The following is a 15,972-nucleotide window of genomic DNA, read 5'->3' as shown; positions in this document are numbered from 1 at the left end:
AGAATAAACTGCCCGTAAAAGCCCGATTGGTGAGGGCTAATACTAGTGGAGGATGAAAAATCCTCCACTAAGTAAAGTTTCATTTTATAAATACTGTTTCAAGATCTGTAGGATAAGTATCTTGAAACGGTATTTTTTTATGATGAAATAGTAAAATTGTGTGCATAAATGGCGGCTAATGACATGCTGGGTATTGATAGAAGCCATGCTAGTCTTTTGTACATCAGAGATATACATATTGGATAGATGTACCCCCGTGTTAAAAACATATTTTTATATAATGGGACAATCATAGAGAACGTAACCTGTACAGATACATATACTATCAGTGCAAACGACTTATAAAACAATGAAAGGGGTTTTCTCATGAGCACGATTAGTAGTGATTTGCTGTATGGATTGATTGGAGAGAGTGTTAGAGTGAATCGAGGTGGACCAGAGTCTCAAAAAGGTACAGTGGTCGCAGTGTATTCGGATCATTTTATTTTATTGAGTGAAAACAGAACGTTTTACTATTATCAGTTTCAACATCTAAAAAGTATTACAAAAAATGCGAAAGATGTTGCTGCAGACATTGGAGTTTTACCAACATTTGCACAAGGTGAAGATTTTCAAGGCTTACTTCAAAATTTAAAGTATCGTTGGGTGAAAATTAACCGCGGCGGTCCAGAAAAGATTGAAGGAATTCTACAAGATGTTTCTTCTGAATATGTGACATTAATTGTAAAAGAGGAAGTTGTACAGATTCCACATTTCCATATTAAAAGTATGAATTATGGTCTGCAAGCACTAGAAGAAGATGATTATCAGTCAAATAACCAAAAATCCGATCAGACAGCATATGTTCAATATTCAAGAGCAAGAGCAACAAGACAATCAAGTCGATATAATCGATCCAAATAATAACAAAAGAGGGGAAGGAGGGATGAAATTGGAAAATATATTTCCTGAAAATCAAATAAAAAGCTTGGTTTATCAAGGTGTAAAAGTAAACCTTGGTGGACCAGAAAGCCGTACAGGTGTGTTGCTGGCAGTAGGTGATGATTATCTCGTTCTTCAAGGAAATACAGGAGAGGTCATTTATTATCAACAGAAGCATATAAAGGGTGTTGTAAAAAAGGCAAAAGAGATAGGGTTAAATCCTTATTTTATTGAGCAATCCTATGCGGATGGTGCAACGTTTCAAGAGATACTAGGTAGTCTTAAGTATAAATGGGTCAAAATTAATCGCGGTGGACCAGAAAGCGTAGAAGGTTTATTAAGTGATGTAAATGAAGAATACGTTACATTAGTGAACCGTGATGAGGTAATTTACGTTATTAACTTTCACATTAAAAACGTAAATCAAATCGTTAAAACTAATAAAGATGAAGAAGAGTAATGTTTGATAAATAAGAGGGGGCAGTATGGAATAGGTAGTGGCGAATGTTTTTTGTTCAATTGCTATTATTTTACTATAGTCTAAATGCCCTCCTCTACTATTCATACAGATAGAAAGAGAGCATTGTGTCACTTTGCATACATGTTTTAGCCCCCTATTATTCTTTTTTAGCTACATGTGAATGAGAGATAAAGAGGAAGTTACGCTTTGGAGAAAGGAGGATACAGGTGAACGAACTAAGCAAAAATATTGGAGAATATATCTATGTTAAATTAATTGGCGAGAAAAGGTTTAAAGGATTATTAATTGATGTAGGCAATGATATTGTTGTTATTTATGATGGGAAAGACTACATCTATATTTCCTTATATCATATTCAATATTATAAATTTATAGCGAGTCTTGTGACCGAAATACACAAGCCAGAAACAGATTCTGTTATTAAAAGAGAGTCACCGTCAATTTCCCTTCGAAAAGTACTGAGCACATCTAAAGGGATTTTTACGGAGATTTATGTAGCTGGTGGTTATCCTATTCATGGTTATGTTGCAAGTGTTATGAATGATTATTTAGTATTCTATAGCCCTGTGTACAAAACAGTATATATTTCTTTAAAACATCTAAAATGGTTAATCCCCTATCAAGAAAATCAAATTCCGTATTCCCTCAATAAAAATGAGCTTTCAGTTAATCCATTAAATATTACACTAGCTAGAACATTTGAAGAACAACTAATCAAAATGGCAAGGAAAATTATGGTGTTTGATTTAGGCGAACATTCAAATAAAATTGGGAAGATGACGAAAATTGAAGATGGTCATATTGAATTGATCAAGGCGCGTGATGAAAAAGTGTATTTAAATATTCAACATGTAAAATCGGTTCATTTTCCGTAAGCTTGTTAAGAAGGCTTGCTTTTTCTTTTATGTGTGTAAAAGAAAAGGTCGAGTCTATTTTTATCCCGTAAAAGCCCGATTGGTGAGGGCTAACTATCAGTGAGGGATGAAGACATCTCCTCACTGATTAAATATTTAATTTATTTAATCATGGATTAGTAAGAGAGAAAGGTATATTTTTATAATAAAAAATGTGTACGAGCATGTTTATTATGTCCAAGCTATCCTTTCAAAATTGAATAGATTATGTATTATTTAACTAAATATTAAAGGGGTTTTCAGGGTGAGTCAGCTTAGACATTCTTTTTCAATTACATTACTTGGTAGTGGGGGAGGAGCCGCTAAAGCAGTATTGGCAGTTTTAAATCAAACTGTGGCGAATATAAATGATCCCATCTATTCTATGATAAAAGATTTAAAGTTTCATCTCGTTGATATAAAGCAAAAGGAAAAAAGCTATTATGACGAATTATTTCCGAATTTAAAGGGGAAATTCTTTCTTCATGAAATGGATCTTCAAAATACAATACTGTTTAAACAGCATTTACAGAAAACGGATGCTGGTGTAGTTATCGACGTTTCCGGAGCAGATACGATTCGTATACTTAGTTGTTGTAATGAATTAGGTATTTCGTATGTAAATTCAGCTTTGGAGAATGAGCAGGTGGATCAGGATGATAGCTTAAAGGGGTTTCAGCTTACAGAACGTTATACGAGATTTGAAAAGGAAAAAAATAATTTTACAAATACAAGAGCTATTATAGGATCGGGAATGAATCCTGGTGTTGTTCAATGGATGGTTGTACAGCTTATGAAAGAACAACCGGGAAAAAAACCACGTGCGTGTTATATTATAGAGCATGATTATTCTTTCTTTGCAGACCAAAGTCTTATAAAACCTAATACACTTTATGCTTCATGGGCGGTAGAACGTTTTCTTGATGAAGCAATATTAAGTTATCCAATGTATGTGAGTCATCATCGGCCCATCTATTTTTATGAGGATGTATATGCTTCGGAATATAAAGTGAGATTAGGAGAGAAAGAGTTTCATGGTTGCTTAATGCCACATGAAGAAGTTCTAATTCTTGGTAAAACATTTGATATGGAAGTGGGTTTTCTTTATCGTATTAATGAATATACAACAGATTTAATTCGAAAAAATCTAGATGATGTGGATAAATTATGGAATTGGAATCGAAAAGTTTTTAATCCAGCAGAGGAAGAAATAGCAGGAGAAGATTTAGTTGGTGTGTTACTTGTCTATGAAGACAATGAAAAATATATGTACAATGTAATGAATAGTAGTGAAGTTTTCCAGAAATATAAGACAAACGCGACTTATTTTCAAGTTGGTTGCGGAATCTATGCTGGTTTGTCCAGTTTACTGCTAGATATATTTTCACCAGGTGTGTATTATGTTGAGGAATTATTACTTAATACAAAAAGTAAGTATGGTGAATATTTACATGTTTATATGAAAGATTTTGTGATGAGTGATAATTCATTTACGGATGGATTGCTTCATGAGCGGGTGAAGTGGATATAATTTATCCCGCCATTTGTGGGCAGTAAGACCTCCACCTCAAAGTTCAGCGAAAGCGAAGAGGTTAGGTGGTGGATCAACTGACTGTAAAAACAAGATTGGTGAGGACTAATAATCAGTGTGGAATGAGGCTTCCACTGATTAAGGTTTCATTTTGTGTAATTGTTAACAGGGGGAGTTTGTTCACTCCCTCTTTTAGTGTTATGGTATGAAAGGAAGTTAGAATAAAAATAGTATAGCCATTTTATATAGGATAATACTACTAGAAATTTCACATGACGTAAAAGTTAGATAGAAATGACTTTAAAGGGCTTTACTCAAATTCAAAAAGAGCGCAATCTAGCTGATAATGCTAGTTATGATATTATGCTACAGGAAATTGAGAGAATTGATGGATTTGTTAGTGAGTGAATGTTATTTGGAAAGCTGAAACCAACAATGTATCAATTGTGTGATATGCAAAAAGTTCTGTTATATGTTGTTCATCTGATGGAAAGTTATGCAATGCAGTACGCTGTAAAAATACATATACAAGTAGATGAGGCTTTACCTGATATAAAGGGTAATGAAAAGCAATTAAAGCAAGTCTTATTAAATCTTGTGAAAAATGGGATTGAATCGATGATGTATGGTGGAGATTTGAGAATTTCTGCCTATAAAACGATAGAAGAAAAATTGTTTATTTGCATTCAAGATGAGAGATGCGGTATGGATAGCGAAAGAATAGAGAGACTTGGAAAGTCTGTTTATACGACAAAGGAAAATGGAGCTGGTCTTGGTTTAATCATTACAAATAAAATTATTGAAGAGCATCAAGGGATGATTCAATTACAAAAGTAACATTGGCACAGGGACAAAAGTAGAAGTGACATTGCCAACTATATAGAATTTAAAGACAAGAGTACTTTTCAGAAAAGTGCTCTTGTTGTGTAAATATAAACATTTTATAAAAAGCTTCAAGAATGCTTTTTTTTATAAAAAACTTAGTTTATAATGGAGGAAAATATCGACATGTAGTTTTATTATTCATGTACCGGTTTGTAGTTTTTACTTGTATGAATGTTTATATTGAATTGGGTTTTATGTGAATTAAAAAAGAGGGGTGCACATGCATCCTTTTTTCTATGCTGATATTATGACAGAGGTGGTACGATGGAACTAACATTAAATTCGACCGTATGTTTACACACTATTCAATTTCGAAAAGATCAAAAGAATTATATTGTAAAGGATACAATTACAGGAGAAAAATATGAAATGCCGCCACTTTGGATTGATGCACTTGCAATGATGCGTGACGGATTTTTATTGGGAGAAATTGAAGAAAAGCTAAAGGAAGAGTATCCAAAAGAAGAAGTGAATATTCTAGAATTTACGAGGCAATTGTTAGAACTAGAGCTTGTCGGAATGGTTGATGGAAAAGAAATTATTTGTAAGAAAAAGAAAGATAAAGATTATTTTGCATGGGTTCGTCCTCGGATTGAACAGTTTTTTCTTAATTTAAATCGAAAATATCGAAGCAGAGGTCAATGATGATCTCTGCTTTTTTGTTGCAAGAATAAAAAATAGGTATTCACCCAATTGAAGCGTCGTGCATATTGTAATTTATGTAAGTAGACTGCTATAAAGGAGTGAGGGCAGTGACAGGGGAAATTTTAAATTATTATGCTGGAGGAAATACCGCGAGAGGTTTTTATAGTTTATATGAGGAAAATGTAAGGGGATTGGAAAGACTTTTCATTTTGAAAGGTGGTCCAGGGACAGGGAAATCCTCATTGATGAAAGCAATTGGGCGTGAGTGGGTTGGAAGAGGATATGATATTGAACTGTTACATTGTTCTTCTGATAATAAATCCATCGATGGTGTTATTATTCCAAAATTAAAAGTAGGAATTGTAGATGGAACAGCACCACATGTCATTGAGCCAAAAATACCTGGAGTTGTAGAGGAATACGTGAACTTAGGAGTTGCATGGGATTCAGAGAAATTACGAAAACATAAAGGTGAAATTACACATTATATTTCTGAAGCGAGCGATGCATTTCAATCAGCGTATGCTTGTTTTAAAGAGGCGTTAGCTATACATGATGATTGGGAGAGAATTTATATTGATAATATTGATTTTCAAAAAGCGAATGAATTAACAAAGCAGCTTATACAAAAGTTATTTGCAGATAACAAAGGAAAACAAGCGGTGGTAAAGCACCGTTTCTTAGGGGCAGCAACACCAAAAGGGGCGGTTGATTTCGTTCCAAATTTAACAGAAGATATCCCGCATCGTTATTTTATAAAAGGACGCCCGGGTTCAGGAAAATCAACGATGCTAAAAAAACTAGCTGAGGCAGCGGAAGAGAAAGGGTTTGAAGTTGAAGTATATCATTGCGGCTTTGATCCAAATAGCCTAGATATGATTATTGTAAGAGAATTAGGTTTTGCGATCTTTGACAGCACCGCGCCACATGAATATTTTCCAGAGCGAGAAGGTGATGAGATTATTGATATGTATGATCTCATCGTTACGCCAGGAACGGATGAAAAATATGCAACAGAAATTCGGGATGTTTCCATTCAATACAAAACAAAAATGAGTGAAGCAATGTCGTTCTTAGCGAAGGCAAAAGCAGTTCGAGATAAATTAGAACGGATTTATATTGCTGCGATGGATTTTACAAAAGTAGATATGTATAAAAATGAAATTCAGGGTGAGTTTGAGCGAATTGCAAAGCTTGTTAGCGAGCAACAAAAATGAAATGTTTATAGAGCTGCCAGGGAAGGCCTAGCAGCTTCCTTTTAAATTTAGTTATGATACATACTATAGAGTTACTGAGATATTGATGTTAAAAGTAGAATAGCACGCCAATAATAAGTAGATTATATTTGTCGAATTTCCAGGGAAATGATCAGAAAATGAGGATGATATATATGAGGGATAAAATTCAATTAGAATTACAAAAAATTGAAAAAGAGAACAATGTGAAAATTTTATTTGCTGTCGAATCTGGAAGTCGTGCATGGGGATTTCAGTCGAAAGATAGTGATTATGATGTTAGATTTGTATACATTCATTCAGTAGACTGGTATTTATCTATTAATGAAAAACGTGATGTGATTGAGTATCCAATTAGTGATGCTTTAGACATAAGCGGTTGGGATATTAGAAAAGCTCTGCAGTTATTTGCAAAATCAAATCCAGCACTATTAGAATGGATCCGTTCTCCAATCTTTTATTCTAAGAACTCTGATCTTCCAGAGCGTCTACAGAAAATGAGCGAAAATGATTTTGATCCTAAAGCAACGATGTATCACTACTTACATATGGCTTCAAAAAACTATCGTGAATTTCTACAAGGAGAGAGCGTGAAGTTGAAAAAGTACTTCTATGTATTGCGCCCTATTTTAGCTTGCAAATGGTTAGAAGAGAAAGGGACATTGCCGCCTGTAGAATTTGAACGATTCATTACTGAATTGTCGCTAGAACAAGAGCTTTTTGATGAAATTGAAGATTTACTACTAAAGAAAAAGGATGGTGTTGAGTTAGACGCTGGTCCGAAGATTATCGTATTAAATGAATTTTTAGAGGGGCAGATAAAGTATTATCAAGAGTATGTGAAAGGTATTGAAAAGGGAAAGGGCATTGAGGTTGAGAGGTTGAATGGCTTGTTTCGGGATATGTTATTTGAGAAAGAGCACCAGTAGATTGGTGCTCTGTTTGTTTTAGTTAACTTTATTCTCCATCAACCCGTTTTAACGGCTTATCTGCCGGCCCCTCAATTACATCTCCTTCAATTGAAAAGCGTGATCCATGACAAGGACAATCCCACGTACAATCACCGCTATTCCATTCTACTTCACAGCCAAGGTGTGTACAGGTCGTATCAACAATATGCAATTTTCCTTCGTTGTCTTTATAAGCGCCTGCACGTTTTCCATGTACTCTTACAACGGCACCTTCACCATTTTCAAGATCTTCTGGTTTACGCAGAGCAAATTCTAACTTGCCTTCGATCAAATGTTTTGCCACATCAAGGTTTTGAGAAACAAATGTTTTTATATCTGGATCTGCATGGAATCGTGATGGGGCAAAGAGTTCTTTATACGGGTTATCTATTTTTGTAATAGAGTCCTTTAGTAGTTGAGCTGCAGCAGTTCCTGTTGTCATCCCCCATTTTCGATAACCTGTTGCAACGAATATATTTGGATTATTTTCATTAATATGGCCGATGTAAGGTAGTTTATCTAGGGTAATTAAGTCTTGTGCTGACCATCTGTAAGGGATTGCATCTATTCCAAATGTTTCTTCTGCGAAAGAGTGCAATGCTTCATAATGAAGCATTGTATTGATTCCTTGTCCTGTTTTATGACTTTCACCCCCAACAAGAATAATTTTTTCTCCATTTACTGTTGTGTAACGTAAGGAGCGTGTAGGAGTATCTATGCTTAAATACATGCCTCCGGGATAATCTTTTTTTGCTTTTATAGCTAGAACGTAGGAACGTTCTGCATACATTCTTGTGAAGAAAAAGCTATTTGCATCATAGAAAGGAAAATGAGAACAGGAGACGACATATCCACATGTAATACGATGGCCATCTTTTGTAATGACTTGCGGATAGAATCCTTTCTCGATATCGATTGCAGTGGTTTGCTCATAGATTGTTCCGCCTGCTTCAATAAACTGTTCAACAAGGTTCTTTAAATAATGAAGAGGATGGAACTGTGCTTGTTTTTTCATAACAAGTGCTCCCTGAACTGAGATAGGAAGTGGAATGGACTCTACATAGTCACAAGGAATATTTAGTTTTTTATAAGCTTCATATTCTTTTGTTAATTTCCGTAATCCGTCATTGCAAGTTGTATATAAGTAGGCGTCCTCTTCAGTAAAGTCACAATCAATGTTATTTGTTCGGACTGTTTCTTTTATAAATTGCAATGCTTTTTCGTTTGCCTCATAGTATAGGCGCGCTTGATCAGCTCCAAAATGATCAATGAGCTCATCATAAATGAGATCGTGTTGTGCTGTGATTTTTGCAGTCGTATGGCCTGTCGTTCCATTTAAAATATTTCCGGAATCGATTAAAACAACTTTCATGCCCTCTTTTGCAAGTAAATAAGCAGTTGTGATGCCTGTAATTCCAGCACCAATAATTGCAACTTCTGCTTTTATATTTTCTGATAGCTTGGGGAAAATAGGGAATGAAGTAGAATCGCGCCAGTACGGTTCTGGAAATTTGGGAAATGAATTGTTTGTCATCGTATGTCCCTCCTGTTTTAAAATAATTTACTACTTATTTTTTCCAATTTATATAAAATTCATGTAGCTTATTTTCAATCTAGGAGAAGGAGATACTGTACAGTGAACAGAAGAAATTAAGAATAAGTTTTAAATATTTACAAAACATAAATATTATTCTAATATAATAAAAATGAGTATTCCTTTATAAGGTTATTTTAAATGACAGTCGATTCTATAAAGAATTATTGATGTTCATATATAAGCTTTTCTTGAGTGAAGCAGACTTTCTTATATGTGAAAGTATTTATATATATAATGGATAAAAGCTTATAAAACCTATGCTTTTCCTTTGGTGAAATAAAATATTATTATAAAAATATAACCACATTTTATTACTAGGTCATAAAAGTTATTGACAATATGGAAAGTCTATTGATATGATTCATCATGTGGAAAGGTTGATAAAGAGTAAAAAGAGAAATGTTTTTCATTGATAATAAAAGCGAAAATGAGTGACGATAGAGTGAGTATGATTTACTTATTATAAATGCTTTTTGTAATTAACTAGTATTATCAATCTGGAAACAAGAATTGATTTATGCAAGTTGCGTAAGCGCGGCATAAGAAAGGGGCAAAAGGATGAAGGAGCTTCATACGTTTGGATGGTATGCAGCACGTGTATCGCCGCATTTGCCAAAAAAAGCATTTAAACCAGTTCCAACTCGTTTGTTTGGTGGACTGGCTTATTTACTTGTGGCGGTAGCTGGGTTAATAGCGATTGGTTTATTCGATTTGAATGTGTGGGCAAATCTTGGAATTGCAATTGTTCTAGGGTTATGTTTTGCTTCACTTGGATTTTTAGGACATGAAATCTTGCACGGAACAGTTGTAAGAAAAGCATGGCTTCGTGATTTTTTAGGGGCAATTGCATTTATGCCATTATCTACAGGACCGAAATTGTGGAGAAAATGGCACAATGCGACGCACCATGTTCATACACAGCATGAAGAACATGACCCTGATGCGTGGCCAACACTTGAAAAGATGAAGAAGAGTAAATTTTTAAGATGGGTGTATCGTATGCCCTTGCATGTGCGTTCTTTCTTCAGTTTTCTGTCACTAACAATTCAATTTACAATACATTCAACTCGTATGTTCTTTCATTTTATAAAAGAATTTAAGTCATCGAATCAGAAGTCTGTGTGGCTTCAACTTCTTTTGCCATGGACGGTTTGGATTAGTTTGCTATTTATTATGGGGCCTACGAAGTGGTTGTTTGCTTATGTGATTCCATTACTCATTGCAAACTTTATTGTAATGGGCTATATTGCAACAAATCACCGTTTAAATCCAATTGTTCCTGTAAATGATCCATTAGCTAACTGTTTATCTGTAACAGTGCCGCGCTGGGTTGATGTTTTGCATTTTAACTTCTCATATCATACGGAACATCATTTGTTCCCTGCTATGAGTTCTAAGTATTACCCATTAGTAAAAGAAAAAATTAAAGAAATGTGGCCGGAGCGTTATCATGAAATGCCGATGACGAAAGCAATGGCAGCACTTTGGAACACACCTCGCGTATATTATCAAGGCAGTGAATTAGTTGATCCTCATAGGGAACATTTCTATGGTTCTTTAGGAAATGGGTTAGACCCTGATAATATTGCATATCGTGAGGAGCATATAGAAGAACAGGAAACTATCAAAAAAGTGAATCCATGATTCTGGAATAGATTATTTAGAACCCTTTAACTAAAAAAGCAAGCTACCTAAAAAGTAGCTTGCTTTTTTAGTTTGTATTTTGATTGTTTTTTTGCATGTAATAGTAACTTTTCATTGATTCCTTTTTCAATCTAATAGATGAAAGGGTTGCTACAATTCTTCCTATAAAGAGACTGCTTTTTCTTTCTCTTTATTTACTTGTATAGAATTACTTTGTTTACGCTGAAGTTTTTTCTCTAAGAGATTTACGAGGTAAGTAAACAAAAGGACGAGTACAAGATAATAGGCACTAACAACAATGTATGTTTCAAGTTGCTTAAAGTTTCCAGCAGCTATAGATAAACCGGATCCCCAAAGCTCAGACATTCCTACGTATGCGACAAGGGAAGAATCTTTTAATCCAATGACAAATTGGTTTCCGAGCGGAGGGATTGATAATCGAAATGCTTGTGGTAAAATGATACGGCGCATAGCGAGTGGATAGGACATTCCTAAAGAACGAGCCGCTTCTAATTGGCCGCGATCGACCGATTGAATGGAGCCACGGAAAATTTCTGTAATATATGCACCGTTATGAATTGCTAAAGCAATGGCACCAGCCCAAAATGGAGACAGAACGATAATAGACGTAATGCCGAAATAAAGAATCATGATTTGAACGATTAATGGTGTGCCTCGGATAACAGCAATATATATGTGTGCAATACTATTTAAAATTTTATTATTGGAAATACGAAAAAAGGCGAATAGAAGTCCGATTAATGAACCAAGTAATAATGAAGTTAATGTTAATTGTAAAGTCATGACAATTGCTTTTAGAAATGTTGGATATGTAGATATGAAAATTTCAATCATCAACGTCACCTCAATATAGAATTTATTTTAGGAAATAGATGCAAATACCCCACGGCTGAGGTGGGGCATCGCTTATGGATTAAAAATGATTTGTTTTTTAGAAGGGTAAATCATTTTATTTTGTCTTTTCCTCTTCTCCAAGAATATTTTTTCCAAACCATTTTTTACTGATTTTTTCATATGTGCCATCTTTAATAATTTCCTCTAATGCTTTGTTTACTTTCTTCACCATCTCTTTATCATCCTTGCGAATTGCAATTCCCATTTCCTCAAGATTTAATGGTTTTCCAGCTTCTTTTATATTTGATTTTCCTTCTTTTATCATACGAAGACCAACCATTTGATCCGTAATAACAGCATCTACTCGGCCTGGTTCCAAATCCATAAGAGCTGTAATGTCACTGTCGTATTCTGTGATTTGATCTGTATGTTTTTCCACAAGTTTTTTAAATGTACTAGCTTTTACAACACCGATTTTTTTTCCTTTTAAGTCTTCTACTGAAGAAATGGAATTGTTCTTTTTAGCTACGAAAATTTGTGCACCAGAGCGATAGTATGGATTCGTAAAATTAACGGCTTTTAGGCGGTCTTCTGTAATTGCCATACTTCCTAATATGACGTCATATTTTTTTGCTTTTAGACCTTGAATCAATGTTTCCCAAGGATTTGTAACTGGAACAGGCTTCATTCCCATTTTTTTTGCGAGTGCCTCACCAATTTCGACATCAAAACCAACTAGTTTCCCGTCATTTTCTTTGAAATTAAAAGGTTTATATAAGCCGCTCATTGCGTAGCGAAACTCTTTCCCTTCATTTGTTGAAGTTTCCTTACTACAGGCTCCAAGGACGAAGGATACACATAGTGTAATTGCTGCAAAAGCAGTAAGCATTTTCTTTCTCATCAAAACCCCTCCTATATATTCATCCTGCACATACGGGGTAAACAGCCGTATCTTAATTGCTATGGAAAGTTTCCATGGGTGGGGCAATTAGGCCACCCGTATGAGTTTTAATGGTTTAAGTATTCGTGGGGAGAGAAGTCCCTCTCTATAAAATGTTTCGTAAAAACTGTTTTGCTCTCTCATTTGACGGTGCTGAAAAAAATTGTTCTGGTGGTGCATCCTCTACAATTTGTCCATTATCCATAAAAATGACGCGATCTGCTACATCCCGTGCAAAGTTCATTTCATGGGTGACGATTACCATTGTCATTCCTTCACCAGCAAGCTCTTTCATAACTTGGAGTACTTCTCCAACAAGTTCAGGATCAAGAGCAGATGTAGGTTCATCAAATAGCATGATTTTAGGATTCATTGCAAGTGCGCGTGCAATCGCAACACGTTGTTTTTGTCCACCAGATAAAAGGTGAGGTGTCACGTTTGCTTTGTCTTGTAATCCAACCTTTTGTAATAGGTCGGTTCCAATTTCTTTCGCTTTTGTTTTGTCCATTTTTTTTACATGAATAGGTGCTTCTATGATGTTTTCTAATGAGGTCATATGTGGAAAGAGGTTAAAATGTTGAAATACCATTCCAACATTTTCGCGGACTTTGTTTAAGTTTGTACTTTTAGGATTAATTCGTTTCCCTTGTAAGTGAATTTCCCCTTCATCGTACATTTCTAAAAAGTTGAGACAACGAAGTAAAGTGCTTTTTCCTGAGCCGCTCGCGCCAATTAAAACAACAACTTCTTTTTCTTTTACTTCTAAATTGATCCCTTTTAAAACGTCTAATGAACCAAATGACTTTACTAGATTTTGAACTTGAATCATACCAATCCCCCAGTCAAATTTGTATTTTACAAATGTTTCCCCTTATTTTTGTTATTAGTCATAAAGTGCCAAAACCCTTTATTTTTTGCGAAAAACATTGTCTAGAGGACGTGAAATTAGGAAGATGATTCGGTTAGTAAGGTGATAAAAAGAGGCTTTGAAGAAAATAAAAAAGTGAGAGAAATTTATATTTTATTTATGGAAGGGAGGGATGCTTTGTGGGAATCGAAAAACATTACAAGGGTCATATACTGTTTTTACTTTACGTAACCTTGTAAAGTTTTTGCCATAGTAAGTGTTTTGCCAATCTGTAATATCAATATCAGGCCAATTGACATAATCACCTAATGTATAAGGTGCCATAGCATTTCGTAAATCTTTAATCCAACGTATATTTTGTTGTTCCTCATTGTCGCATTTCCAAGATGTAAGGTATTCTTGAGCAATAATTGCTTTTCGATGGAAATAAGCTGTTTCACTTGGAGCAATGTCTTCTACAGCTCCTACGAGTGATTGATGCCAAACGCTCGCTGAAGAATTTGGAGCATGACTAAGAAAATGCTTTAGAACTTGAATCCCTTTAAGCGGAATTGTCTTATATACATAAGAACCAGAACGTTTGAATTTTTCTGGGATGTTACCACTATTAAAGAATTCAACTGCTTGTATATAAGGAACTTCTTCTATGAACAGAGAAGGAGTTCCAGCTTGTAATACAGGTGCCAGTAAATCGAGGAGTTCCGAAGGATGACCAACAAATTCTCCTTTTACTTCAATTTTATTTCTCTGTTTAGAAAATAATTCAATAGATGAAGTAAGACGCTCATCTATATAAGGTGCCCAGTTTTGCCAAGCTTGAAATGCGGTAATAAAGTCTTTCCATTCCCAAGTGAGTGAAAAAATCGAGACGTTTTGAATGGGGTGAACACGAAATGTTAAAGATGTAACAATTCCGAAGTTCCCACCGCCACCGCCGCAGCATGCCCAAAATAAATCAGCGTTTTCTCTTTCGCTGGCACGAATAAATCTTGCCCCTTTTTTACCAACTGCTTGCACCATGTCTATTTCTAATAGTTGATCACAAGTTAATCCAAATAAGCGTGATAACATACCAATGCCACCACCAAGTGTTAATCCAACAATTCCAACGCTGGCGCTGGTGCCAGCTGGTAATGTGACGCCATATTTCCACAGCTCTTTATAAACAGCACCAAGGTTTGCTCCAGCCTCAATGGTTGCTGTTAAGCTGTCCTGCTGGACTATAATTCGATTCATTTCACTTACATCAATAATAAGTCCACGATTCACAAGGGAAAAGTTTTCATAGTTATGGCGACCACTTCGTACACGAAATGGTATATGACGTTCACGTGCCCACTTCAAGGCATTGCATACATCTTGAGTATTTTGACAGAAGACAATTATGCAGGGGAGCTTTGGAAGACTTAAATTTAAGTTTATGCGAGCTACATCATATTCAGGATCTTCTGGAGTTACAATGCGCCCTGTTAATTTTGTTTTTTTCATTATATTGTTCCTTTCCATATGAGATTGGTTCTTATTATTTTATGAGAAAGCTTGTTTAAGAGTGTTTGAATTATAAATAGTATGTATATGAAGAATGAATAGGCTGATTAAAATGTTAGTATATTTTTCTGGGAAATTTAATTGAAATTAGAAACATATGGATGTGTATTCAGCAGTATGTATTTAGTGTTGCCATACTAGATACTATAGAAATTTTTAGCAGTACTCCAACAGAAGTCCCCTTTCTCAAGTACGTGCAGGACATAGTCCAGGATGAAATCATATAAGAGGGATAATTATAAACTATGAACGTTTCCGCAACATTTACCTTTATCTCTTTCGAATGGAAATTATAGCAAGATATAATAAAGTTATAATATTCGAAAGGATGTCTTTTATGAAAAAGGAGAAAAGACAACGGCTAATTAAACAATTGATAAGAGAGTGTGAAATAGATACACAAGAGAAATTAGTAGAATTGTTAGAAGAACATGGTGTAGTAGTTACACAAGCAACGATTTCACGAGATATTCGTGAATTAAATTTAATAAAGGTAACCTCTGCAAGTGGATTAACAATATATAAGATTTTTTCAGAAGACAGTTTACAAACGGATATGAAATTAAAGAAAAAAATAAAAGAAGTTGTTGTGAAAATTGATTGTGTAGAGCAATTAACAATCATTAAAACATTACCGGGAAATGCCCATGTTATTGGTGTATTATTGGATTCTTTAGATTGGAAAGAAAAAGTAGGATGTATATGTGGAAATGATACGTGCCTTGTGATTTCTCGATCACAATCGGATAGGAAGGTTCTAGAAGAAAGATTGAAATTGATTATGTAAGTGAAGATCCTATTTCTAATTTTTATTAGAAATAGGATCTTTTTTTGAAATTTTAATATGAATTAGTAAAGGGTTATTCATTATATATACGTAATATATAGCTGTTTTGCAAAATATGGAGCAAAAAACCTTATAAAAATACAAATATATATTATTTTAAAAAATAAATTGTGAAATATTCCACTTGAAAAT

14 protein-coding genes and 1 pseudogene are annotated in these 15,972 nt (G+C 34.6%); 10 read left to right on the top strand and 5 right to left on the bottom strand.

Annotation, left to right across the window (positions count from 1 at the left end):
* Nucleotides 1-366: 366 nt before the first annotated feature.
* From C568_RS0120825 to C568_RS0120785, 8 genes and pseudogenes are all read left to right on the top strand, one after another.
* Nucleotides 367-903: a hypothetical protein gene (locus C568_RS0120825; RefSeq protein ID WP_003194708.1), complete on the top strand. Its 537-nt coding sequence runs from the start codon at nucleotides 367-369 to the stop codon at nucleotides 901-903.
* 22 nt (nucleotides 904-925) lie between these two features.
* Nucleotides 926-1,381 carry a spore coat protein gene (locus C568_RS0120820; RefSeq protein ID WP_080740143.1) on the top strand — a complete coding sequence of 152 codons (456 nt, stop codon included), beginning with the start codon at nucleotides 926-928 and terminating at the stop codon, nucleotides 1,379-1,381.
* A 227-nt stretch (nucleotides 1,382-1,608) separates the two neighbouring features.
* The gene (locus tag C568_RS0120815) at nucleotides 1,609-2,277 is read left to right on the top strand and encodes a hypothetical protein (RefSeq protein WP_018782610.1); all 669 of its coding nucleotides are present in this window, start codon (nucleotides 1,609-1,611) and stop codon (nucleotides 2,275-2,277) included.
* Between the two features lie 283 nt (nucleotides 2,278-2,560).
* Nucleotides 2,561-3,826 (top strand): hypothetical protein, encoded by a 1,266-nt coding sequence (locus tag C568_RS0120810; protein ID WP_018782609.1) that lies wholly within the window; start codon nucleotides 2,561-2,563, stop codon nucleotides 3,824-3,826.
* Between the two features lie 300 nt (nucleotides 3,827-4,126).
* Nucleotides 4,127-4,709, top strand: a pseudogene (locus C568_RS34360) (ATP-binding protein); the annotation flags it as partial.
* Nucleotides 4,710-4,975: 266 nt separating this feature from the next.
* Entirely contained in the window at nucleotides 4,976-5,356 is a 381-nt protein-coding gene (locus C568_RS0120795) for a hypothetical protein (RefSeq protein ID WP_003194716.1), read from the top strand.
* A 107-nt stretch (nucleotides 5,357-5,463) separates the two neighbouring features.
* Nucleotides 5,464-6,573 (top strand): PRK06851 family protein, encoded by a 1,110-nt coding sequence (locus tag C568_RS0120790; protein ID WP_018782607.1) that lies wholly within the window; start codon nucleotides 5,464-5,466, stop codon nucleotides 6,571-6,573.
* A gap of 173 nt (nucleotides 6,574-6,746) precedes the next feature.
* On the top strand, nucleotides 6,747-7,520 hold the full coding sequence (locus C568_RS0120785) for a nucleotidyltransferase domain-containing protein (RefSeq protein ID WP_006093288.1): 774 nt from the start codon (nucleotides 6,747-6,749) through the stop codon (nucleotides 7,518-7,520).
* Nucleotides 7,521-7,548: 28 nt separating this feature from the next.
* Here C568_RS0120785 and C568_RS0120780 read toward each other — a convergent pair whose 3' ends face one another.
* Nucleotides 7,549-9,075 (bottom strand): FAD-dependent oxidoreductase, encoded by a 1,527-nt coding sequence (locus C568_RS0120780; protein WP_018782606.1) that lies wholly within the window; start codon nucleotides 9,073-9,075, stop codon nucleotides 7,549-7,551.
* A 621-nt stretch (nucleotides 9,076-9,696) separates the two neighbouring features.
* On the opposite strand from C568_RS0120780, the gene C568_RS0120775 reads away from it, so the two are divergent.
* A complete protein-coding gene (locus tag C568_RS0120775) occupies nucleotides 9,697-10,782 on the top strand; it encodes a fatty acid desaturase family protein (protein WP_003194723.1) in 1,086 nt (361 codons plus the stop codon).
* Nucleotides 10,783-10,944: 162 nt separating this feature from the next.
* Here C568_RS0120775 and C568_RS0120770 read toward each other — a convergent pair whose 3' ends face one another.
* The 4 genes from C568_RS0120770 to C568_RS0120755 all read right to left on the bottom strand — a co-directional run bounded on the left by C568_RS0120770 (nucleotide 10,945) and on the right by C568_RS0120755 (nucleotide 14,933).
* Nucleotides 10,945-11,637, bottom strand: a complete 693-nt coding sequence (locus C568_RS0120770) for an amino acid ABC transporter permease (protein ID WP_003194725.1) — start codon at nucleotides 11,635-11,637, stop codon at nucleotides 10,945-10,947.
* Nucleotides 11,638-11,752: 115 nt separating this feature from the next.
* The gene (locus C568_RS0120765) at nucleotides 11,753-12,538 is read right to left on the bottom strand and encodes an ABC transporter substrate-binding protein (RefSeq protein ID WP_018782605.1); all 786 of its coding nucleotides are present in this window, start codon (nucleotides 12,536-12,538) and stop codon (nucleotides 11,753-11,755) included.
* A gap of 145 nt (nucleotides 12,539-12,683) precedes the next feature.
* Nucleotides 12,684-13,406 carry an amino acid ABC transporter ATP-binding protein gene (locus C568_RS0120760; RefSeq protein WP_003194731.1) on the bottom strand — a complete coding sequence of 241 codons (723 nt, stop codon included), beginning with the start codon at nucleotides 13,404-13,406 and terminating at the stop codon, nucleotides 12,684-12,686.
* Between the two features lie 192 nt (nucleotides 13,407-13,598).
* Nucleotides 13,599-14,933: an FAD-binding oxidoreductase gene (locus C568_RS0120755; RefSeq protein ID WP_018782604.1), complete on the bottom strand. Its 1,335-nt coding sequence runs from the start codon at nucleotides 14,931-14,933 to the stop codon at nucleotides 13,599-13,601.
* A gap of 397 nt (nucleotides 14,934-15,330) precedes the next feature.
* Between C568_RS0120755 and argR the strand changes: the two genes are divergently transcribed.
* Entirely contained in the window at nucleotides 15,331-15,780 is a 450-nt protein-coding gene (gene argR, locus C568_RS0120750; RefSeq protein WP_018766526.1) for an arginine repressor, read from the top strand.
* The last annotated feature ends 192 nt before the right edge of the window (nucleotides 15,781-15,972 follow it).

The sequence above is a fragment of the Bacillus sp. 95MFCvi2.1 genome, from assembly GCF_000374965.1.
GTDB lineage: Bacteria > Bacillota > Bacilli > Bacillales > Bacillaceae_G > Bacillus_A > Bacillus_A pseudomycoides.
This window is presented reverse-complemented; position numbering and strand designations above follow the sequence as displayed.

Excerpts from the sequence above, each read along its gene's own strand:
- C568_RS0120785 (WP_006093288.1), top strand. The coding sequence starts at position 6,747 with ATGAGGGATAAAATTCAATTAGAATTACAAAAAATTGAAAAAGAGAAC.
- C568_RS0120755 (WP_018782604.1), bottom strand. The coding sequence starts at position 14,933 with ATGAAAAAAACAAAATTAACAGGGCGCATTGTAACTCCAGAAGATCCT.
- C568_RS0120820 (WP_080740143.1), top strand. The coding sequence starts at position 926 with ATGAAATTGGAAAATATATTTCCTGAAAATCAAATAAAAAGCTTGGTT.
- C568_RS0120780 (WP_018782606.1), bottom strand. The coding sequence starts at position 9,075 with ATGACAAACAATTCATTTCCCAAATTTCCAGAACCGTACTGGCGCGAT.
- C568_RS0120765 (WP_018782605.1), bottom strand. The coding sequence starts at position 12,538 with ATGAGAAAGAAAATGCTTACTGCTTTTGCAGCAATTACACTATGTGTA.
- C568_RS0120825 (WP_003194708.1), top strand. The coding sequence starts at position 367 with ATGAGCACGATTAGTAGTGATTTGCTGTATGGATTGATTGGAGAGAGT.
- argR (WP_018766526.1), top strand. The coding sequence starts at position 15,331 with ATGAAAAAGGAGAAAAGACAACGGCTAATTAAACAATTGATAAGAGAG.
- C568_RS0120775 (WP_003194723.1), top strand. The coding sequence starts at position 9,697 with ATGAAGGAGCTTCATACGTTTGGATGGTATGCAGCACGTGTATCGCCG.
- C568_RS0120795 (WP_003194716.1), top strand. The coding sequence starts at position 4,976 with ATGGAACTAACATTAAATTCGACCGTATGTTTACACACTATTCAATTT.
- C568_RS0120760 (WP_003194731.1), bottom strand. The coding sequence starts at position 13,406 with ATGATTCAAGTTCAAAATCTAGTAAAGTCATTTGGTTCATTAGACGTT.
- C568_RS0120770 (WP_003194725.1), bottom strand. The coding sequence starts at position 11,637 with ATGATTGAAATTTTCATATCTACATATCCAACATTTCTAAAAGCAATT.